We start from the raw sequence: 20,613 nt of genomic DNA, 5'->3' as shown, positions 1-20,613 counted from the left end.
TGCGAGGTAATTTTTATAGTGATTCTTAACCACAATTAATCCGTAATTGGTCATTATTTATGCCTCACGATCTGAATGACGTCACACACGCCCTCAACGCGCAAAGCCTGCGTGAACTGCCTGCCCGCTTTGGTTGCCCGGTCTGGGCCTACGACGCGCAGACCATCGTTAACCGCATTGCGCAACTGCGCCGCTTCGATACGATCCGCTTTGCGCAGAAAGCGTGTTCCAACACGCACATTTTGCGCCTGATGCGTGAACAGGGGGTGAAAGTCGATTCGGTATCGCTGGGGGAAATTGAACGTGCGCTGGTGGCCGGGTTTGTGCCGGGGACCGACGAACACGAGATCGTGTTTACGGCCGATCTGCTGGATCGCCCGACGCTGCAACGCGTTGCCGAACTGAACATTTCGGTGAACGCCGGTTCGGTCGATATGCTGGAACAGCTAGGGCAGCAGTCGCCGGGGCATCCGGTGTGGCTGCGCGTGAATCCGGGCTTTGGTCATGGCCACAGCCAGAAAACCAATACCGGCGGCGAGAACAGCAAGCACGGTATTTGGCACGGCGATTTACCGCTGGCGCTGGCGCACATTCAGCGCTATCAACTGAAACTGGTCGGGATCCATATGCACATCGGTTCCGGCGTCGATTACGGCCATCTGGAACAGGTGTGCGAGGCGATGGTACGACAGGTCGTTGAGCTGGGTCAGGATATTGCGGCGATTTCAGCGGGCGGCGGGCTGTCGATACCTTACCGCCACGGTGAAGAAGCGATTGATACCGAACACTATTACGGACTGTGGAACGCGGCGCGTGAGAAAATTGCCGCGCACCTTGGCCACCCGGTGACGCTGGAAATCGAGCCGGGGCGTTTTCTGGTCGCGGAATCCGGCGTGCTGGTGGCGGAAGTTCGGGCGGTCAAATCCATGGGGAGCCGTCACTTTGTGTTGGTGGATGCCGGGTTTAACGATCTGATGCGGCCGGCGATGTACGGCAGCTATCATCATATCTCCCTGCTGCCGGGCGATGGCCGGGATATCCGCCTGTCTACACTGCGCGACAGCGTGATTGCCGGACCGCTGTGCGAATCCGGCGATGTGTTTACCCAACAGGCGGGCGGCGGCGTAGAAACGTTCCCGCTGCCGGATGCGCAGGTTGGCGACTATCTGGTTTTCCACGATACCGGCGCATACGGCGCTTCCATGTCCTCAAACTACAACAGCCGTCCGCTGCTGCCGGAAGTGCTGTTTGAAAACGGCGAGCCGCGCCTGATCCGCCGTCGTCAAACGCTGGAAGAACTGTTGGCGCTGGAAGTGCTTTAATCAATATTGTTTGACTGTGTCGGGGGAAAGGCGTGCTGCTTTTCCCCTGAACGTGGCGCATAACGCAGGCCATCCCATTACCGATTGAACCTGATGTGCCAGCCGAACGTCATCCCTGCGGCAGACAGCAGAATCGCAACGGCTCCTGCAAGCTGCATTCCATCCAGTTTATGTCCAAAGGCTGCCCAGTCTACTAGCGCCGCAATGACGGGATAGACAAACGACAGTGCGCCAACCTGTGCGGTCGGGATCTTCTGGATCGCGCTGTATAACAGTGTCGACATCAGGCCGGTATGAAACACGCCGATAGCCACGAGAATTGCCCATTGTGACCCTGCCGGAGAGGTGGGAACCGCAGCGAAGGGGGCAAGAACCACGACGCCAACGAGTAGCTGTATTAACACAAGCACGTGCGGCGGGATCCCTGAGAGCTTTTTCGTGATGGCGGCCGCCACGGCATAAAAGAACGCCGCACCCAATGCCATCAGGACGCCAGACAGATAGCCTTGACTATTACTCTCTGCCCCTGTCTGAGCGCTGACGATCAAGAGGATGCCGCCAAAGGCGCACAGTAGCCAACAGGTTTTGTTGAGGGTTAGTGTTTCCCTGAAAAAGATTGCGCCTAGTCCCAGCAGCATAAAGGGTTGTGTGTGATAAACCACGGTGGCAACAGCAATAGACGCCTGCGAGTAAGCGCTAAACAGCAGCGTCCAATTGAGTACCAGGGCCAGGCCGCCGAGTACAGCAATGCCAGCCTGCTTCCTGTTAATCACGCCTCGTCGCAATAAGCCCAATAGCCCGCATACCACCAGCATCGTTAATGCGCCGAACGCGCAGCGCCAGAAGACTACCGTCATCGCGGGTTGCCTTGCCGTCAGGACAAACCAGCCAACCGTACCGGAAATGATCATCGCGATCGCCATTTCTATCGTGCCGCGAGTCTGGGGTGTCATCATTTTCCTGCCTGTTAGTGTGAAAAAATCAGTGTGAGAGTGCTTTTATATCGAGCGAAGTTTTTTATAATGAACGATAGGACGAAATAATGAACATGAATTCATTGTTCGTCAAGTCGAACAATTGGTCGTTATGGTGAACATTATGAAGGTCGATAATCAGGAAAATAGCGCGCAAGCGGGTATGCAGGTCACCACGCCTATCGCACGGCTGGCAGTCTCTATTCGACGCGAGCGTGAGCGGTTACACCTGTCGGTGACCGAGCTGGCAAAGCGTGCGGGGCTGGCTAAATCAACGCTTTCACAGTTGGAAACCGGAATCGGCAACCCGAGTCTGGAAACGCTCTGGGCGCTGGCAATGGCGCTGGACGTGCAGGTGAGTCAACTGATTGGGCAGTCTCGCCAGCATGTGCAGGTGATTCGGGCTAACGAAGGTGTGGCTACCTACTCGGAGCAGGCAAATTATGCCGCGACGCTGCTGGCCGCCTGTCCGGCTGGCGTGCAGCGTGATATCTATCGGCTTAAGGTGCAGCCGGGGGAGGCCAGAATCTCTCAGCCGCACAGGCCGGGAACGATAGAGCATGTGATTCTGAGCCACGGCCGCGCCAGAATCGGGCCTGTTACACAGCCCATTGAACTCTGCGCAGGGGATTACATCAGTTATTCTGCGGATGTTCCGCATCTGTTTGATGCGCTGGAAGCGGATACGACAGCGGTAATGCTGATTGAACAGGGTTAGCAACGTGCGCCAGTCATGTCAGGAGGCTGTTTGGATTAGCATACCGCTTCCTGCTCGCGATGGTCTTCTGTGCCTTTCGCTTCTTCCTGACAAACCCTCGTTTCTGCTGTAGCCAAATCACAATGTGATAAACCTCTCGCTATCTTGTTCTCTGACACAGTTTTTTTTATTCAAATGCCCATTTTTTTCGTGTCTGGACACATAGGTCTATTTATTAGGAAAGCATAGAATAACTATCGTGAAATATTAATAGGGCGAGGTTTTAACGTTATTATTTATTAAGCTTTAATAAAATTAAAAACATCATGTAATGCAAATCGGCCAGGAAAAGATTTGTATTCGTACCCTGCTGTCTATTTTTTATAAAAAACAAGAAGAGGTTTAATTATGCATGCAATGGAACCCCTTGGCTGGTATGGGGCTTTAATAGGCTTGTTTATTGCTATACTTCTTATTCTCAGAAAGGTTAATCCCGTCTATTCTTTGTTTTTGGGTGCCATTATTGGTGCGATGATTGGCGGCGCCAATTTAGAACAAACTATTTCATTATTAACCTCCGGCACACAAAGTGTAATGGGCACCGTTATCCGTGTATTGGCGGCTGGTGTTTTAGCGGGTGTGATGATGGAGTCTGGGGCCGCAGAAACGATTGCTCAGGCAATCGTAAGGAAAATGGGGGAAGGGAAAGCCATTTTAGCTCTGACGTTGGCGACGATGATTATTACTTCCGTTGGCGTATTTATTCCCGTTGCCGTGTTAATTGTGGCCCCGATCGCACTGTCTGTTGGGAATAAAATGGGTGTGTCAAAGTTAGCATTGTTATTGGCACTGTCTGGCGGGGGAAAAGCGGGCAATATTATTTCACCGAATCCGAATACTATTGCAGCCGCAAATGGGTTTCACCTGAGCTTGAGTGATGTGATGATTGCCGGTTTTATCCCTGCGGTTTGCGGCATGATAATGGCTGTGGTCGTCGCTACGCTATTGAAGAACAAAGGCGTCAAAGTCAGCGAACACGAAGCGAATGCCTTGTCAGCTATGTCTAGCGAAAGGGCTTATCCGACGCTTGGCAAAGCGATTGTGGCACCGCTGGTTGCCGTTGTTCTGCTGATGCTTAATCCTATTGGTTCTATTTTGCATATTAGCCTGCTCTCTTCTTTTAAACTTGATGCGATGTATGTATTACCGCTGGCGGGATTTATTGGTTTGGTCGCGATGGGGCAACAGCATAAAATGTTGGCTTATACAGCATCTGGTTTGGAGAAAATGACCGCTACCGTGCTGATTTTAATTGGTGCAGGTGCGATTGCTGGGTTAATTGCTGCTTCAAATTTATCGATACAGGTTGTCGCATTAATTAATGCTCTTGGTATTTCTGGCACGTTCCTGGCACCGATATCGGGTATTTTGATGGCTGCGGCCACGGCATCAACATCCACTGGCGTTATTTTAGCGACAGGAACATTTGGCGATGCTATTTCGCATATTGGCGCACCTCCTATTGCCTCCGCCGTCATGGTTCATACTGGTGCTACCGTTATTGATTCTTTGCCGCAGGGTAATTATTTCCACGTCACAGCACAAAGCATGAATATGAGTATTCGGCAACGTATGGCCTTAATTCCTTATGAGGCGCTGGTAGGGGGGACGATGGTGATTGTCTCAACGGTTTTGTACGGTTTTGTTTTATAAGGTAGCGAGATAATGAGCATGAAAAATGAAACGTTTGTTTTGGCACCAGACTCCTTCAAGGAAAGCATGACGGCAAAAGAAGTGTGTATTGCCATGGAAAAAGGTCTGAAAAAGATATTCCCTGAAGCGACGTATATTCACGTACCCATGGCAGATGGCGGTGAAGGCACCGTGCAATCATTGATTGATGCGACACAAGGCCAGATTTTTCAGCAAACGGTGGTTGGTCCATTGGGCGAGCCGGTTGAAGCAACCTATGGTGTGATGGGCGACGGTAACATTGCCGTGATTGAAATGGCCTCTGCCAGTGGTATTCACCATGTTAATCAGGACACCAAAAATCCTTTGATCACGACGACTTACGGCACCGGCCAGTTGATTCGTGCCTGCCTGGATAAGGGGATCAAAAAGATCATCCTGGGTATCGGTGGTAGCGCAACCAATGATGGTGGCGCAGGGATGGCGGAAGCGCTGGGGGTGAAATTCTATGATGAAGCCGGCGAACGGTTAAGCCGTGGCGGTGGTGCATTAGGAAGACTACATCATATTGATATTTCAGGCATTGATGAACGCCTGGCTAACATCGATATTCTGGTGGCGTGTGATGTGACTAACCCATTGTGTGGTGAAAATGGTGCCTCACATATTTTTGGGCCGCAAAAGGGAGCAACGCCTGAAATGGTCAGCATGCTCGACGGCAATCTGTCTCACTATGCCAATCTTATCAAGGTACAGTTGGGTAAAGATATTGCCAGCCAGCCCGGTGCGGGAGCGGCGGGGGGATTGGGAGCAGGCTTGATGGCGTTTACTGATTGCACGTTGCAAAAAGGCATTGAGATTGTGATTGAGTACAGCGGGCTAAGGGAAAAATTGTCTGAAGCCGATTTTTGTTTTACAGGGGAAGGGCGTATTGATAGCCAGACCAAATTTGGTAAAACCCCTTACGGTGTGGCAAGAACGGCGAAGGAAAATGGCGTCCCGGTGATTGCGGTATCTGGCTGTGTAGGAAGCGGTGTTGAAGATCTCTATCAGGAAGGTATTGATGCCATCTTCGGTATTATTCCCCATGCAAAAAGTATTGATGGTTTATTAAAAGAAGGGGCGTTAAATATGGAACGCGCCTGTGAAAATATTGGACGTTTAATTAAGACGATGTCTATCTATCATTAGTCCCTATTTTTGTAATTATTTTTTCAGCGAATTGCTTTCCATTTTTATACAGATGGATACACAGCATCGCTTTTAGAATAAAAACAGGAAAGAAAATGACTGCGTTTTTAAGAAGAACCAAAATTGTTGCAACACTGGGGCCAGCCACCGATCGTGATGATAATCTGGAAAAAATTATTAGAGCAGGCGTAAATGTTGTTCGATTTAATTTTTCCCATGGAACATCAGACGATCATATTTCTCGTGCGGAAAAAATTCGTAATATTGCACGTAAACTTAATAAACATGTGGCGATTTTAGGTGATTTACAGGGGCCTAAAATCAGAGTGTCAACGTTCAAAGAGGGTAAGGTTTTTTTGAGCGTTGGTGATACGTTTATTCTGGATGCCCGTCTGGAAAGAGGGCTAGGTGATAATCGTCAGGTTGGTATTGATTATAAAAATCTGCCAAACGATGTTGTACCCGATGATATTTTGCTGTTGGATGATGGTCGCGTTCAGTTAAAAGTGATGGGGGTGGCAGATGAAAAAATTACCACTCTCGTTACTGTCGGCGGCGTTTTATCCAATAATAAAGGGGTTAACAAACTGGGCGGTGGGTTATTTGCTGATGCACTGACCGAAAAAGACAAAGCCGATATTTTGGTTGCCGCGAAGATTAACGTCGATTTTCTGGCCGTGTCATTCCCACGTAATGGTGACGATCTCCGTTATGCCCGCCAGTTGGCGCGCGAGGCGGGTTGTCAGGCTGCCATTGTAGCCAAGGTTGAACGGGCTGAGGCAGTCGCCACACCAGAATGTATGGATGATATCATTTTGGCATCTGATGTGGTGATGGTAGCGCGTGGCGATCTGGGGGTGGAGATTGGTGATGCTGCGCTGGTTGGTGTGCAGAAAGCGCTGATCCAACGCGCTCGTCGCCTTAATCGCGTTGTGATTACGGCGACACAAATGATGGAATCGATGATTGCCAGCCCGATGCCAACGCGTGCTGAAGTGATGGATGTCGCGAATGCCGTGCTGGACGGCACTGATGCCGTCATGCTATCGGCAGAAACCGCCGCAGGGAACTACCCGGAAGAAACGGTTACCGCCATGGCGAAAGTCTGTTTGGGAGCAGAAAAAGAGCCTCAGGTCACCGTTTCTAAGCACCGGCTTGACGTTGAATTCGATAATGTGGAAGAGACGATCGCCATGTCGACCATGTATGCAGCAAATCACCTTAAAGGTGTAAAAGCGATTGTCACTATGACTGAATCAGGGCGCACTGCACGGATGACCTCGCGTATTACGTCGGGCTTACCGATTTTTGCGCTATCCCGTCATGAGAAGACGCTGAATCTCGCGGCACTCTATCGTGGTGTAACGCCGCTATTTTTTGCTAGCAAAGCTGAAGGGGTTGCGGCTGCGCACGATGCCATTACGCTACTGCGTGAAAAGGGCTATCTGGCTGCTGGAGATTTAGTATTACTCACGCAGGGCGATCAAATGAGTCAGGTTGGCAGCTCAAATACCTGCCGTATCATGCGAGTCTCCTAATATATCGCCATATATTAAATTGCAAATGCATTGGCTATGTGCCTGAAATGTGAATTGTTTCAGGTATAAAATACCTTTTAATTCATTTTCATTGATGGTTTTATTTGGTTTTTTATGTTGGTGATCATAAATGATTGCTAACAGTTAATTTAACTAATTAAAGTTGATTTTCATTCCCGTCGGGAAACAATGAGTGGCTGTTTTCTTTTTTATAATAATGATTGGAGTGGTTTTACTAACGTGAAACATGATGACGATAAATAGACATTAAATGAGAGCTTGATTTTCACGTTATATTTTATGCCACCTACGCCGGGGATAATTTATGGCTGACTATGATTTTGATGATAAATTGGCGTGCTCTATTGTGACGAGGACAATGCAGATTATTGATTGCAATGTGAATGTCATGGATGCACGAGGGCGAATTATCGGTAGTGGTGATAAGGAACGTGTTGGCGAAATACATGAAGGTGCATTGTTAGCGCTCACTCAGGAACGCGTTGTTAATATTGATGACGCATCCGTGCATATGCTACAGGGTGTCAAGCCAGGTGTTAATTTGCCGCTACGCTTGAATGGGAATATTGTCGGTGTGATCGGGCTAACGGGGACGCCGACGAGATTGCGTCAGTATGGCGAATTGGTCTGTATGGCGGCGGAAATGATGCTGGAACAGGCGCGATTACTCCAACTACTAGCACAAAATAGCCGTTTGCGAGAAGAGTTGGTACTCAGTCTGGTGCGCAGTTCTGCCTATTCAGCTACTCAGTGCGAATGGGCGCAGCGATTAGGGGTCGATCTGCAAAAGCCTCGGATTGCGATGGTTGTTGAATTGGACAGCGGGCAACTGGGGGTCAGCACCGCGATGACAGAACTCCAGCAATTGCAGTCACTGTTGATGGAAACCGATAAAGACGACCTGATGGCGATAGTCTCTCTGACTGAGATGGTGGTACTTAAGCCTGCGTTTATCCATGCGGAAAGATGGGAACCCGAAGAACATAAACGGCGGATGGAAAAATTATATCATCGGCTGCAAGAAGGAAGTTCTCTGCGTGTGCGCCTGGCATTAGGCAACTTTTTCCCCGGTGACGGCGGCGTTGAACGTTCATACCATACGGCAAAAACGACGATGAAAGTGGGTAAGCAGCGCATGCCAGACACACCATGCTACTGCTATCAGGATATGGAGTTACCTGTCCTGCTTGATAGCTTACGTGGAGGATGGCAGGCCAATGAACTGGTGCGTCCACTGCGTCGTTTAAAAGCGATGGATAACAATGGGGTATTTAGAAAAACGCTGCATATCTGGTTCAGGCATAATTTACAGGCCGCCGTGACTGCGAATGCACTCTATATTCATAAAAATACGCTGGAATACCGACTGCGGCGTATTTCTGAACTGACAGGACTCAATCTGGCAAATTTTGACGATCGTTTTTTGCTTTACGTCGCGGTACAACTGGACGATGACTAAGGCGTGAAACGGGAATGCCCATTATGTGAATGACGTGCTGAAGTGTCTTATCAGACGGTAAAGTATGGTCCTTTCTGTACCGACTCACGTAGCTTCAGTTCGCCAGTAAAAGGTTGCAGCGGTTCGACCGGCTTATCTGCAACCAGAGCCAGCACCTGCGTAATGGCGGTGGCGATCATCTCTTCAATCGGCATGTAGACGGTGGAGAGCGCGGGATGAAGAAAAGCCGCGCTGGGTTCATCGTCAAAGCCGAAGAGAGAGACGTCCTGCGGCAATTTTTTCCCCGCTTCATAGAGGGCTTTCATGGCGCCAATCGCCATATGGTCATTACTGACGAACAGGGCGCTGAAATCAATGCCGTTTTCCAGTAGCTCGCGCGCAGCCTGATAGCCGCTATCGACCATGCTGGTGCCGTAGGCGATGCGGCGTGGTTCAGGTGCGATGTGATTGGCCGTTAGCGCCTGCTGATAGCCTGCGAGCCGCGCTTGCGCCGTCGGCGTTTGCATTAGCGCGGTGATGAAGGCGATTTCGCGGTGTCCTTGTCCGATCAGGTAATTCACCACATCAAACGCGGCTTGCTGTTGGCGGAAGAAAATGCAGCGATCCCGCGCCTGAGGCAGATCGCGATTCATGACGATCATCGGTATGCTCAGGGTGTTGAGCAGCGCCATAAGATCCGTTTCGGACATATAGCGGGTATAGAGAATAATGGCGTCGCACTGCCGGTCGGCCAGAAGCTGCACGGCACTCTGTTCATCCTGTGGCGTATTGTGCCCGTCGGTGACGATCAGGTGCTTACCGTGGCTTTCCGCCATTTCGGCGGCGCGGCGCAGCAGACGGCCAAAGTAGGGACCGTCGAAATTCGAAATGACGAGACCGATGCTGTTTGACGTGCGGTGAGCCAGCGCGCGCGCCAGAAAGTTAGGGCGATAGCCGAGTTCTTCCATCGCCTGAAAAACCGCATCACGCGTTGCCTGTTTGACCTGACCGGTGCCATTCAGTACCCGTGATACCGTGGCTTTGGATACGCGCGCGCGCTTGGCTACCTCAAGCATGGTTTTCATGGCGTCTATCCTTATGAACATGATGACGGACGGAAAACGCCTTTTCGTTTCCTGTCTCGCCGCGTGATGAAAATCATACCACACGTCCGGAGTGAGATTTAGCGGCGGATATACGTTTCCTCGCCAGATTTTTTCAGTTTTGTGATACGGCCATTTCACGGCGCAATAAGACGATTTCTTCCGCCAAATCGCGGCATAGCATGGCGGTCATCAAATGATCCTGAGCGTGCACCATGATCAGATTGACGGGCACTTTTCCTTCTCCTTCATCCAACCCGATTAGCTGTGTTTGAACGCGATGGGCCGCGCGGGCTGCCTCCAGCGAGGCGGCGAGCAGTTCATCAGCCTGCTGCCATGCGTGTTGACGTGCGGCCTGAATGGCCATCATCGCATGCGAGCGAGCTTCGCCGGCGTTGATCAATAGCTCCATTACCGTTTGTTCCATATCGAATGCAGGAAGGGGGGTTGTCTCTTTCACGGCTGGCTGTTCCTTATATTGTTAAGAGTAGGGCATCAGCGAATGGATTTATGGTATGCCAAAAATCACACTTTCATCATATTGGAATTCCAATATCGTCTTGTGAGAGTCCTGTCACAGAAAAATAATTCGTTATAGTTGATTTTTGGTATGCCAAACGCGCAAGCGCGGTACCTGCATTTACCCTACGCGTAACGGCCATCCCGCGTGTCAAGCACGATATAACAATATGATGAAAGAGGTGGTGTTATGTCATTTAAGGACCAACTGATTGATTCATTGGGCTCCTTTGCCAATAAATTTAATAGCCTGCGCTACATTATGGCGATTAAGGCATCCTTTATTACGCTGATGCCGGTGATTATCGTCGGCGCGTTTTCCGTCCTGATTTCCAACATGGTGCTGGATCCGAAAAATGGTCTGGCCAGTTTTTCCCTGTTTTCGTTTCTGGCGGAACTCAAGCCGATCATGAGCGGTATCAACTATGCCACGCTCAGTTTTCTGACGATTGGCGCCGTTTTCCTGATTGGCATCGAACTTGGGAAAATTAATGGATCGCGCGGTCTGTTCCCCGGCCTGCTGGCGGTGATCTGCTTTATTGCCGTCACCCCCACCACGATCGAGATGGCCGTGAACGGCCAGATGATGGTGGTCAAAGATGTGCTGGCGAAACAGTTTTCCGATACCAAGAGCCTGTTTTTGGGGATGTTCATCGCCATCCTGTCAGTCGAAATGTATACCCGGTTGGAGCGTGTCGATGGGCTGCGCATTAAAATGCCGGACAGCGTGCCGCCTAACGTCTCGGCCTCTTTTTCCGCCCTGTTCCCTTCTATTATCACGGTTGTCGCTATCGCCACCTTTGGTTTTGTGTTTCATCGGGTGACGGGCATGTACCTGTATGACGCCGTCTATCAGGTCGTGCAACAGCCGCTGGAATCGGTGGTGCAGAGCCTGCCCGGTTTACTGGTGCTGATGTTTGTCGCCCAACTGTTCTGGGTTATCGGGATCCACGGCAACCAGATGATTAAGCCGATTCGTGAGCCGCTGTTGCTGGGGGCGATTGCCGTCAATATGACCGCGTTCGAGCAGGGGCATGAGGTGCCTAACATTATCACGATGCCGTTCTGGGACGTGTACATGAGCATTGGCGGTTCCGGCCTGACGATTGGCCTGCTGCTGGCGGTGATGATTGCCTCCAAACGTAAAGAGATGAAGGAGATTGCGAAAATCTCTTTCGGTCCGTGCGTGTTCAATATTAATGAGCCGGTCATTTTTGGTATGCCGATTATGCTCAACCCGATTCTGGCGATCCCCTTCATCGTCACACCGTTAGTCACCGGCACGATTGGGTATTTCGCCACCAGTCTGGGGTTTGCAGGCAAAGCGGTGGTCATGGTGCCGTGGACGACGCCGCCGATTATTAACGCCTGGCTGTCGACGGCCGGCTCAATGGGCGCGGTCGTGACACAGATCGTGTGCATCCTTGTCGCCACGCTTATCTATCTGCCGTTCGTGAAGGTGGCATCCCGCCGTGCTGATCTGGCACAGCGGGAAGCGGAAAAACAATCCACAGCAGAACACGCTTGAAAGACATGAAAAGAGAGGTAATGCATGAGTAAGGTTTCACTCACTATTCCGTCTGATTTCATGTTGGGCGCGGCGGCGTCGGCATGGCAAACGGAAGGATGGAGCGGTAAGAAAGCCGGGCAGGATTCCTATCTGGACCTTTGGTACAAGCAGGACCGTCAGGTATGGCACAACGGCTACGGCCCGGCGAAAGCGACAGATTTCTTTAACCGCTACCGCGAAGATGTCGCGCTGATGAAGCAGGCGGGGCTGACGCACTATCGCACGTCAATTAACTGGTCGCGCTTTATGCTGGACTATGAAAAAGGCGTGGTGGACGAGGCGTATGCGGCCTATATCGATAAGTTTCTGGATGAAATGCACCGGCAGGGAATCGAACCGATGATCTGCCTTGAACATTACGAACTACCTGCCTACCTGTTGGAGAAATATCAGGGGTGGTCATCAAAGCAGGTGGTGGAGTGGTTTGTTCTGTACGCCGATGCCGTGTTTGCCCGCTACGCCGGCAAAGTGAAGCGTTGGTTTACCTTCAATGAACCCATTGTGGTGCAGACGCGCGTTTATCTGGACGCACAGCGTTATCCTTATGAGCAGAATACGCACACCTGGATGCTGTGGAATCACCATAAAAACCTGGCGAGTGCAAAAGTGGTACAGCGTTTTCGCCAGCAGGGCTATCACCGGCAAGGCGGCTCGATTGGCGTGATCCTCAATCCTGAAGTGACCTATCCGCGATCCCGTGCGGCGCACGATGTGAAGGCGGCGCACCTTTACGATCTGTTCTATAACCGGGTTTTTCTCGATCCGGCGCTGAAAGGGGAATATCCGGCGGAGCTGATGGCGCTGCTGGCGCAACATCAGGTGAAGTGGGATTACACGGAAGAAGAGCTGGCGATCATTCGCGACAATACGGTCGATGAGGTGGGGATCAACCTGTATTACCCGCACCGGGTAAAAGCGCCCAGCCGCGAGTGGAACAAGGACACGCCATTCCATCCGGCCTGCTACTACGAGCATTTTGAGCTGCCGGGACGTCGTATGAACACCTCACGCGGCTGGGAGATCAACCCCAAAATCATTTACGACATGGCGAAACGTATGGCGCAGGAATACGGCAATGCGCCGTGGTTCGTGGCGGAAAACGGCATCGGTATCGAGAACGAAGCACGCTTTAAAGACGACGCGGGCGTGATTCAAGACGACTACCGCATCGACTTTATTGCCGAACACCTTTACTGGGCGCTGAAAGCGAAGGAAGAAGGGGCGAACTGCCGCGGCTATATGCTGTGGGCGTTCACCGACAACGTGTCGCCGATGAACGCGTTTAAAAACCGCTACGGCCTGATTGAAATCGATCTGGAACAGGATCGGCGGCGTCGGCCGAAAAAATCCGCCGCCTGGTTTCGTCAGTTACATGATACGCGCCGGCTTGAATTGACGCTGGATGATGAAGAGAAGTGAGTGCAGATACCCAAAATGAGGAACAGCACATGAAGAGAATCCTACTGGCCTGCTCGGCAGGCATGTCGACCTCACTGGTGGTCACCAAAATGGAGAAGGAGGCGCAAGCGCGGGGCATGGCGCTGAAGATCTATGCGATCCCGGAACAGAACCTGCGGGACGAGCTACAGGACTATGGTGGCGAGATTATCGCGGTTTTGCTGGGGCCGCAGGTGCGCTTTAAACTGGCGGAGAACAAGAAGCTGACGGAGAGCTATCAGATCCCTATCGCGGTGATCGATCCGGTTGCCTATGGCACATTAAATGGCGCAAAAGTACTCGATCAGGCGTTGAGTTTGGTAGACTAGCGCGCCACCGTGATGTCAGTACGCGTGGGAGCAAGCCGGATGAGTGAATAGACCTCAGGGTATCAATTCGTGCGGGCGCGACGCCCGCATACAGAGCGACCAGTGTATGTAGGGTGAAAGCGTGGCGAAGGATGTGGTTCTGCAAGAGAAGAAGCAATATCAGGAAATTGGCTGTGATTTACGCCGGAAGATTCAGGCGGGAGATTACCCCGTCGGCTCCCGCCTTCCCCCTGAGCGCAATATTGCGGAAATCTATGGCGTCAGCCGGACGATTGTGCGTGAAGCGCTGCTGATGCTTGAACTGGAGGGGACCGTCGATATTCGTCAGGGGTCCGGGGTTTATGTGTTGCGTATGCCCAATGACGACGAGGCGGCGGACGGCGGCAAAAATCGTATCGGCGCGTTTGAAATGCTACAGGCGCGCCAATTACTGGAAAGCAATATTGCGGCATTTGCCGCGCGGATGGCCACGCGGGCGGATATCGAAAATCTGCGTAAGACGCTGGAGCAGGAACAGGCGGCCATTGCCGAAAAGGATTACCGTGGCGATTACGATCGTCTGTTTCATCTGCAAATCGCTGGCGCGACGCAAAACCAGATGTTACTGGAAACGGTTAGCAATATCTGGGCGTGCCGCGATGATAATGCGCTCTGGCAACAGCTCTACACCCACGTTGGAACGCAGGGCTATCGCCTGAAATGGTTGGCGGATCATCAGGCCATTCTGGCGGCGCTACGGCGTCGTGATGTGTCCGGAGCTTATCAGGCCATGTGGGAACACCTCGAAAACGTCAAAAATACGCTGATGGAAATCTCTGACGCCGATGCGCCGGAGTTTGACGGTTATCTCTTTGACTCTGTGCCCATTTTTCAGGGTAAGCTGGTGTAGGCATCGCCGACGTTTTTTCCGTCGGCCCTCCGTATCAGGAACTAACTCCCGGCCTGCGGTGGTATCTCGCGGTATCTTCTCAGCCCCCTGACGCTTGAGGACGGTGCGGCACTCTGCGCGCCGCACTGCGGTGGGCTGAATCTCCCGCCATCACATCAGAAAGATGTCCACTCGCCTTCGCTGGCCGTCGCGTTCTTTGTACCCGGTGCAGCCAGTGCGGACTGAAGGGCTAACGGGGGCGTCGTCGTTGGCGAAGCCGCCGGTTTAGGGCCGTGATCTAATCGGAACTGGCTGACCACGAGGGACAACTGGGCGGCTTGCTGTTGCAGAGACTGCGTGGCCGCGGCGGCCTCATGCACCAGAGAGGCGTTTTGCTGGGTGGTCGCTTCCATCTGGTTCACCGCAACGTTTACCTGATCGATGCCCTGCGTTTGTTCGCTGCTGGCGGAACTGATTTCCCCTACCAGATCGCTGACTTTATGCACGCTGTTAACGACATCCTGTATCGACGTTCCCGCTTGTATCACCAGCCGGTTCCCCGTCCCCACGATCTGGACTGAACGATCGATAAGTTCTTTGATCTCCTTGGCGGCGGAAGCGCTGCGCTGCGCCAGATTGCGTACTTCGCTGGCGACGACGGCGAAGCCGCGACCTTGCTCACCCGCACGAGCGGCTTCCACGGCGGCATTCAGCGCCAGAATGTTGGTCTGGAATGCAATGCTGTCGATGACGCCGATGATATCGACGATCTTTTGAGATGAAGCGTCGATCGCGCTCATGGTTTCCACCACTTCCGCCACCCCTTTCCCGCCCGACAGGGCTTGCTGACGGGTGGCTTGAGCTAACTGATTCGCCTGACGAGCGTTATCGGCGTTTTGCCTGACCGTCGAACTGAACTGCTCAATGGCGGCTGCCGTTTCCTGTAGCGCGCTGGCCTGTTCTTCCGTGCGGCTGGATAAGTCAATGTTGCCTGCGGCTATCTGTGAAGAGGCTCCGGCGATGGACTCGGCGCCCTGACGAACCTCGCCGACGATAGTACGCAAGCGCACCGTCATGTCTTGCAGTGCGCGTAGCAGTTGGGACGCCTCATCTCGTCCTTCCGGCTGGATGTTATGCGTCAAATCTCCCGCCGCTACGGCCTGCGTCGCGTGAACGGCTCGCGCCAGCGGCTGTACGATGCTGCGAGTAAGCGCCCAGGCGACCAGCACGCCAACAATGGCGCTCACAATGCCCGTGATGGCAAGGATCAGATCGCCGCGTTCGGCGCCGGCATGGATATCTCGTCCCATCTCGTCGATGCTGGCGCGCTGATGGTCGCGCAAAGCTTCTACGCTCATCAGATAACCCTTGGCGGCGGGGATGAACTCATCATCGAACAACGCTCTGGCGCGATCGACATGACCCGCCCCTTTTTCCGTGATAATGGCATCGCGTTTTTGGATGTAAAACTGACGATATTCGCCGACCTTGTCGAATAAGGCGCGTTCTTCGGGCGTGGCGATCAGGTTGGCGAACTGCGCCTGCCGCTTGCTGCTTTCTTTGCTGGCGCGGGCATTTTCGGCGGCAAACAGCCCGACCAGTGAATCATCGTTACTACGCGCGACGGCCATACTGCGTTGGACGCCCGCAACCAGCGTGGCATGCCAGTCCGATGCCAATCGCTCTTTGCGCAGCGGTTCCTGCATCATTTGCTGCGTATTGTGGGACACCTGGTTGAGTTGATAAATGCCGCTGGTCAGCATGATCAGCGACAGCGCAATGAGAAGGCCAAAACCGCCGGCCAGCCGGGTACCTATTTTGTAGTTCTTCATTATGAGTTATACACACCTGGTTGAGTTCACGGTCTGCCCGATGCAGACCCGGCGAGTTTACTCCTTACTTACTAATTGATTCTGTTGATAAAGTGGACGTATATCCCTGTGTTTAAGTGGTCATTTATCCGAGAAAATTTTGGCTTTGTGACCGGGAAATCATTTGGGCGTAAAAGATGGAAAGTAGAGAATGAGGGGGAAATAGACCCGTTGGATGAAAAGTAGCGATTTATATGGCGGCAGGGAAAAGGCCTTACATGATTCGCTGGAATTTTACAGTTGGTTGCACTTATAGAATAACTCTTTCGATTCATCGCTGGTGCAGATGAGTGCCGCTCTTTAGAGTAATAAGTCCCAGAGGTATTGATTGGTGATATATCAATGTACTCTGTACATTGAACCATTTGATTACACCAACCTACGCGGATGCGTAGGTTTTTTTTTGCCTGAATTTCCCACTTTCGCCATCCCTGTCGGCATTCGCGCTGATGAGGGGATGTGCCGACGGCAGTCACCGGGCGATGTCAACGAGTCCACAATTTGAAAGATGGCGAGGATGTAGTATTTTGACGTACCACCCGGTGGTTTTGCGCTTCGTCAGGCTGCCCCGTTTATCTGTCTATTGGGAGAAGACATGATTTTTACCCTGTTACGTTGGGTGTTCCAGCGTCTGTACCGCATCCAGATCGAAGGCGACAGAAGCCAGTTTCAGCAACCTAAGTTGCTCATTACTCCTAACCACGTTTCTTTCCTCGACGGCGTCCTGCTGGCGTTATTTTTACCGATAAAACCCGTTTTTGCCGTGTACTCCTCAGTTACCGATCGCTGGTTTATGCGCTGGCTGAGGCCTTATGTCGATTTTGTCGCGTTAGATCCCACCAAACCGTTGGCGATCAAAGGGCTTATCAAGGTTATCGAACGCGGGCAGCCGGTGGTGGTCTTCCCGGAAGGGCGCATTAGCGTCACGGGATCGCTGATGAAAATTTACAGCGGTGCGGCGTTTGTGGCCGCCAAATCGGGGGCGACGATTATTCCCGTGCGCATTGACGGCGCGGAGTTCACGCCGTTTGGTCGGCTGTCTGGCGTGGTTAAACGCCGCTGTTTTCCTCAGATCCGCATTACCTATCTGCCGCCCACCGTCTTACCGATGCCGGAGGCGAACAGCGCCAGAGAGCGGCGTGCGCTGGCGGGAGAGCGACTGCACGACATTATGATGAAAGCGCGGATGGACACTCGTCCTCATCATACGCTGTATCAGGCGTTTCTGGCGGCGAGAACCCGCTACGGACGACATTCCGCCAGCATTGCCGATATCTCATTTAATGAGGACAGCTATCAGGGGTTACTGAAAAAATCGCTCGGCGTGTCGCGCATTTTGCAGCGTTTCACCCGTGCGGATGAATATGTCGGCATGCTGTTGCCGAATGCGACCATTACCGCCGCCGCGATCCTGGGCGCGTCGTTACGTAACCGGGTTCCCGCGATGCTTAACTACACCGCGGGCGCAAAAGGGATACAAAGCGCGATGAGCGCGGCGGGGATCAAAACCATCGTGACGTCGCGCCAGTTTCTTGATAAGGGCAAGCTGACGGATCTGCCGAATCAGGTCAGCGAGGCGAACTGGGTTTATCTGGAAGATTTAAAAGACACCGTCACGCTGGCGGATAAGCTGTGGATCCTGTTCCATCTGTGGTTTCCCGCCCGTGCGATGCTGGCGCAGAAGCCGGATGACGCCGCTATTGTGCTGTTTACCTCCGGTTCGGAGGGGAACCCAAAAGGGGTGGTGCATTCCCATGACAGCCTGTTGGCGAATGTCGAGCAGATTCGTACCGTGTCGGATTTCACGCCGCGCGACCGCTTTATGTCCGCGCTGCCGTTGTTCCATGCGTTTGGCCTGACGGTTGGGCTACTCACTCCACTGATGACCGGCGCACGGGTGTTCCTCTATCCCAGCCCGTTGCACTATCGCATTGTGCCGGAACTGGTTTACGACCAGAACTGTACCGTGCTGTTTGGGACGTCTACGTTTTTAGGCCACTACGCACGCTTTGCCCACCCGTATGATTTTGCCCGTCTGCGCTATGTGGTTGCCGGCGCGGAAAAGCTGTCTGAAGCGACGCGGCTGTTGTGGCAGGACAAATTCGGCATTCGCATTCTGGAAGGATACGGCGTGACCGAGTGTGCGCCGGTGGTGGCCATCAACGTGCCGATGGCGACAAAAATCCATTCCGTTGGCCGACTGTTGCCGGAAATCGAATCGCGTCTGATGACGGTGCCGGGGATCAATCGCGGTGGCCGCCTGCAACTGCGCGGGCCGAATATCATGAAAGGCTATCTGCGGGTAGAAAATCCCGGCGTGCTTGAAGCGCCGGCGGCGGAGAGTGCGCAGGGTGAATTGCAGTCGGGCTGGTATGACACGGGGGATATCGTCGAACTGGATGAAAAAGGGTTCTGCACTATTCTTGGTCGTGTGAAGCGCTTCGCGAAGCTGGCAGGGGAGATGGTCTCACTTGAAAGCGTCGAACAGCTGGCGGCCAACGTGTCACCGGATGGGCAACATGCGGCCAGTGCGAAAAGCGACAGCAGTAAGGGCGAAGCGCTGGTGCTGTTCACGACGGACAACCAGATAACCCGCGAGGCGCTGCTTGCACAGGCGCGCAGCAGCGGCATTCCGGAACTGGCCGTGCCGCGTGATATTCGCTATGTGAAAGCGTTGCCGCTGCTTGGTAGCGGTAAGCCTGATTTTGTTACGCTGCGCCAGATGGCTGAACAAGCGGGGGGTGAGCCACCGGTTTCCGCACTGCCAGACTCAGCGCAACCGACGACGGACGCATCGGAGAGAACGGTATGAAACAAGCTGGGCCGGCGACGCCGTTGCTGTCGCGCAGTATGAGCGCGGTGATTATCGCGCAGTTTTTTTCCGCGTTTGGCGATAACGCGTTGCTGTTTGCCACGTTGGCGTTAATCAAACAGTTGCTGTATCCCGACTGGAGCCAGCCGTTTTTGCAGATGGGGTTTGTGGCGGCATACATCATTCTGGCGCCGTTTGTCGGGCAGATTGCGGATAGTTTCGCCAAAGGCCGGGTGATGATGTTCTCCAATACCCTAAAACTGGCCGGGGCGCTGCTGATTTGCGTGGGCGGGAACCCCTTTCTGGGCTACACGCTGGTCGGCATTGGCGCCGCCGCATATTCGCCGGCGAAATACGGCATTCTGGGCGAGATCGCGCGTGGCGATCAACTGGTCAAAGCGAACGGGTTGATGGAGGCCTCGACCATTGCGGCGATTCTGACCGGTTCCGTGGCTGGCGGCGTGCTGGCAGACTGGAATATTTATGCGGCGCTGCTGATTTGCGCGGTGGCCTACGGCGTTGCGCTGGGGGCAAACATGTTGATCCCCCATCTTGACGCCGCGCGCCCGGGACAGCCCTGGCATCCGGTGCGGATGGTGAGCAGCTTCTTTTCCGCTAGTCGGACACTGTGGCGTGACCGGGAGGCGCGTCTGTCGTTGATTGGCACCAGCATGTTCTGGGGGGCGGGGGTGACGCTGCGCTTCCTGCTGGTGCTGTGGGTACCGCAAGCGCTCGGTATTACCGATAATGCCACCCCGACATTGCTGAACGCGATGGTCGCCGTGGGCATCGTTTTAGGGGCCGGCGCGGCGGCCAGACTGGTCACGCTCGATAGCGTCCGGCGTTGTCTGCCCGCAGGGTTTCTGATTGGCGTGGTGGTGGTGATTTTCACGCTTCAGCATAACCTGATGAGCGCTTATTCCCTGTTGATTTTGCTGGGGGCGTTGGGTGGGTTCTTCATTGTCCCGCTGAATGCGCTGTTGCAGGAGCGTGGGAAAGCCAGCGTTGGCGCGGGGAATGCCATCGCCGTACAGAATTTGGGCGAGAATGGCGCGATGCTGTTAATGCTGGGGCTCTACTCACTGGTGGTAAAACTCGGCGTTTCGGTTATCACTATCGGAATGGGCTTTGGCATTTTGTTTGCGCTGGCGATCGCGGCGCTCTGGGCATGGATGATTCTGACCCGGCGCCGTGTTCATTCCGCTGGCGAAGAATAATTCATGGTCGAACA

16 protein-coding genes are annotated in these 20,613 nt (G+C 53.1%); 12 read left to right on the top strand and 4 right to left on the bottom strand.

Annotated features, from left to right (window positions below):
* The first annotated feature begins 59 nt into the window (after nucleotides 1–59).
* On the top strand, nucleotides 60–1,322 hold the full coding sequence (gene lysA / locus EDC54_RS10940) for a diaminopimelate decarboxylase (protein ID WP_132456071.1): 1,263 nt from the start codon (nucleotides 60–62) through the stop codon (nucleotides 1,320–1,322).
* A 77-nt stretch (nucleotides 1,323–1,399) separates the two neighbouring features.
* Here the strand turns inward: lysA and EDC54_RS10935 are convergent, their stop codons facing one another.
* Nucleotides 1,400–2,275, bottom strand: coding sequence for a DMT family transporter (locus EDC54_RS10935; protein WP_132456402.1), 876 nt, complete (start codon nucleotides 2,273–2,275; stop codon nucleotides 1,400–1,402).
* Nucleotides 2,276–2,459: 184 nt separating this feature from the next.
* On the opposite strand from EDC54_RS10935, the gene EDC54_RS10930 reads away from it, so the two are divergent.
* The 5 genes from EDC54_RS10930 to EDC54_RS10910 all read left to right on the top strand — a co-directional run bounded on the left by EDC54_RS10930 (nucleotide 2,460) and on the right by EDC54_RS10910 (nucleotide 8,894).
* Nucleotides 2,460–3,014 (top strand): helix-turn-helix domain-containing protein, encoded by a 555-nt coding sequence (locus EDC54_RS10930; protein WP_132456400.1) that lies wholly within the window; start codon nucleotides 2,460–2,462, stop codon nucleotides 3,012–3,014.
* Nucleotides 3,015–3,401: 387 nt separating this feature from the next.
* A complete protein-coding gene (locus tag EDC54_RS10925) occupies nucleotides 3,402–4,706 on the top strand; it encodes a GntP family permease (protein ID WP_132456069.1) in 1,305 nt (434 codons plus the stop codon).
* A 12-nt stretch (nucleotides 4,707–4,718) separates the two neighbouring features.
* Nucleotides 4,719–5,876, top strand: coding sequence for a glycerate kinase (locus EDC54_RS10920; RefSeq protein ID WP_230514504.1), 1,158 nt, complete (start codon nucleotides 4,719–4,721; stop codon nucleotides 5,874–5,876).
* Between the two features lie 95 nt (nucleotides 5,877–5,971).
* Nucleotides 5,972–7,414: a pyruvate kinase gene (pyk, locus tag EDC54_RS10915; protein WP_132456067.1), complete on the top strand. Its 1,443-nt coding sequence runs from the start codon at nucleotides 5,972–5,974 to the stop codon at nucleotides 7,412–7,414.
* Between the two features lie 325 nt (nucleotides 7,415–7,739).
* Nucleotides 7,740–8,894, top strand: a complete 1,155-nt coding sequence (locus EDC54_RS10910) for a CdaR family transcriptional regulator (RefSeq protein ID WP_132456065.1) — start codon at nucleotides 7,740–7,742, stop codon at nucleotides 8,892–8,894.
* 50 nt (nucleotides 8,895–8,944) lie between these two features.
* Here EDC54_RS10910 and EDC54_RS10905 read toward each other — a convergent pair whose 3' ends face one another.
* The gene (locus EDC54_RS10905) at nucleotides 8,945–9,958 is read right to left on the bottom strand and encodes a LacI family DNA-binding transcriptional regulator (RefSeq protein ID WP_132456063.1); all 1,014 of its coding nucleotides are present in this window, start codon (nucleotides 9,956–9,958) and stop codon (nucleotides 8,945–8,947) included.
* Nucleotides 9,959–10,091: 133 nt separating this feature from the next.
* Nucleotides 10,092–10,403, bottom strand: a complete 312-nt coding sequence (locus EDC54_RS10900) for a PTS lactose/cellobiose transporter subunit IIA (RefSeq protein WP_132456396.1) — start codon at nucleotides 10,401–10,403, stop codon at nucleotides 10,092–10,094.
* A 282-nt stretch (nucleotides 10,404–10,685) separates the two neighbouring features.
* Here EDC54_RS10900 and EDC54_RS10895 point away from each other — a divergent pair, with 282 nt between their 5' ends.
* The 4 genes from EDC54_RS10895 to EDC54_RS10880 all read left to right on the top strand — a co-directional run bounded on the left by EDC54_RS10895 (nucleotide 10,686) and on the right by EDC54_RS10880 (nucleotide 14,720).
* Nucleotides 10,686–12,023 carry a PTS sugar transporter subunit IIC gene (locus EDC54_RS10895; RefSeq protein ID WP_132456061.1) on the top strand — a complete coding sequence of 446 codons (1,338 nt, stop codon included), beginning with the start codon at nucleotides 10,686–10,688 and terminating at the stop codon, nucleotides 12,021–12,023.
* Between the two features lie 24 nt (nucleotides 12,024–12,047).
* A complete protein-coding gene (locus EDC54_RS10890) occupies nucleotides 12,048–13,484 on the top strand; it encodes a glycoside hydrolase family 1 protein (protein WP_132456059.1) in 1,437 nt (478 codons plus the stop codon).
* A 29-nt stretch (nucleotides 13,485–13,513) separates the two neighbouring features.
* Nucleotides 13,514–13,831 carry a PTS sugar transporter subunit IIB gene (locus EDC54_RS10885; protein WP_132456057.1) on the top strand — a complete coding sequence of 106 codons (318 nt, stop codon included), beginning with the start codon at nucleotides 13,514–13,516 and terminating at the stop codon, nucleotides 13,829–13,831.
* A gap of 121 nt (nucleotides 13,832–13,952) precedes the next feature.
* Nucleotides 13,953–14,720 carry an FCD domain-containing protein gene (locus EDC54_RS10880; RefSeq protein WP_132456055.1) on the top strand — a complete coding sequence of 256 codons (768 nt, stop codon included), beginning with the start codon at nucleotides 13,953–13,955 and terminating at the stop codon, nucleotides 14,718–14,720.
* A 155-nt stretch (nucleotides 14,721–14,875) separates the two neighbouring features.
* Here EDC54_RS10880 and EDC54_RS10875 read toward each other — a convergent pair whose 3' ends face one another.
* Entirely contained in the window at nucleotides 14,876–16,531 is a 1,656-nt protein-coding gene (locus EDC54_RS10875) for a methyl-accepting chemotaxis protein (protein ID WP_132456053.1), read from the bottom strand.
* A 634-nt stretch (nucleotides 16,532–17,165) separates the two neighbouring features.
* Here EDC54_RS10875 and aas point away from each other — a divergent pair.
* Together aas and lplT are read left to right on the top strand one after the other, a co-directional pair.
* On the top strand, nucleotides 17,166–19,382 hold the full coding sequence (aas, locus tag EDC54_RS10870; RefSeq protein ID WP_230514502.1) for a bifunctional acyl-ACP--phospholipid O-acyltransferase/long-chain-fatty-acid--ACP ligase: 2,217 nt from the start codon (nucleotides 17,166–17,168) through the stop codon (nucleotides 19,380–19,382).
* The gene (gene lplT / locus EDC54_RS10865) at nucleotides 19,379–20,599 is read left to right on the top strand and encodes a lysophospholipid transporter LplT (protein ID WP_132456051.1); all 1,221 of its coding nucleotides are present in this window, start codon (nucleotides 19,379–19,381) and stop codon (nucleotides 20,597–20,599) included. The genes aas and lplT overlap by 4 nt, the downstream gene beginning before the upstream one ends.
* The last annotated feature ends 14 nt before the right edge of the window (nucleotides 20,600–20,613 follow it).

The organism is Samsonia erythrinae (assembly GCF_004342665.1).
Lineage (GTDB): Bacteria > Pseudomonadota > Gammaproteobacteria > Enterobacterales > Enterobacteriaceae > Samsonia > Samsonia erythrinae.
This window is presented reverse-complemented; position numbering and strand designations above follow the sequence as displayed.

What these genes read in the sequence shown, in the direction of transcription:
- lysA (WP_132456071.1), top strand. Translation starts at nt 60, where the DNA reads ATGCCTCACGATCTGAATGACGTCACACACGCCCTCAACGCGCAAAGC.
- EDC54_RS10935 (WP_132456402.1), bottom strand. Translation starts at nt 2,275, where the DNA reads ATGACACCCCAGACTCGCGGCACGATAGAAATGGCGATCGCGATGATC.
- EDC54_RS10930 (WP_132456400.1), top strand. Translation starts at nt 2,460, where the DNA reads ATGCAGGTCACCACGCCTATCGCACGGCTGGCAGTCTCTATTCGACGC.
- EDC54_RS10925 (WP_132456069.1), top strand. Translation starts at nt 3,402, where the DNA reads ATGCATGCAATGGAACCCCTTGGCTGGTATGGGGCTTTAATAGGCTTG.
- EDC54_RS10920 (WP_230514504.1), top strand. Translation starts at nt 4,719, where the DNA reads ATGAGCATGAAAAATGAAACGTTTGTTTTGGCACCAGACTCCTTCAAG.
- pyk (WP_132456067.1), top strand. Translation starts at nt 5,972, where the DNA reads ATGACTGCGTTTTTAAGAAGAACCAAAATTGTTGCAACACTGGGGCCA.
- EDC54_RS10910 (WP_132456065.1), top strand. Translation starts at nt 7,740, where the DNA reads ATGGCTGACTATGATTTTGATGATAAATTGGCGTGCTCTATTGTGACG.
- EDC54_RS10905 (WP_132456063.1), bottom strand. Translation starts at nt 9,958, where the DNA reads ATGAAAACCATGCTTGAGGTAGCCAAGCGCGCGCGCGTATCCAAAGCC.
- EDC54_RS10900 (WP_132456396.1), bottom strand. Translation starts at nt 10,403, where the DNA reads ATGGAACAAACGGTAATGGAGCTATTGATCAACGCCGGCGAAGCTCGC.
- EDC54_RS10895 (WP_132456061.1), top strand. Translation starts at nt 10,686, where the DNA reads ATGTCATTTAAGGACCAACTGATTGATTCATTGGGCTCCTTTGCCAAT.
- EDC54_RS10890 (WP_132456059.1), top strand. Translation starts at nt 12,048, where the DNA reads ATGAGTAAGGTTTCACTCACTATTCCGTCTGATTTCATGTTGGGCGCG.
- EDC54_RS10885 (WP_132456057.1), top strand. Translation starts at nt 13,514, where the DNA reads ATGAAGAGAATCCTACTGGCCTGCTCGGCAGGCATGTCGACCTCACTG.
- EDC54_RS10875 (WP_132456053.1), bottom strand. Translation starts at nt 16,531, where the DNA reads ATGAAGAACTACAAAATAGGTACCCGGCTGGCCGGCGGTTTTGGCCTT.
- aas (WP_230514502.1), top strand. Translation starts at nt 17,166, where the DNA reads ATGATTTTTACCCTGTTACGTTGGGTGTTCCAGCGTCTGTACCGCATC.
- lplT (WP_132456051.1), top strand. Translation starts at nt 19,379, where the DNA reads ATGAAACAAGCTGGGCCGGCGACGCCGTTGCTGTCGCGCAGTATGAGC.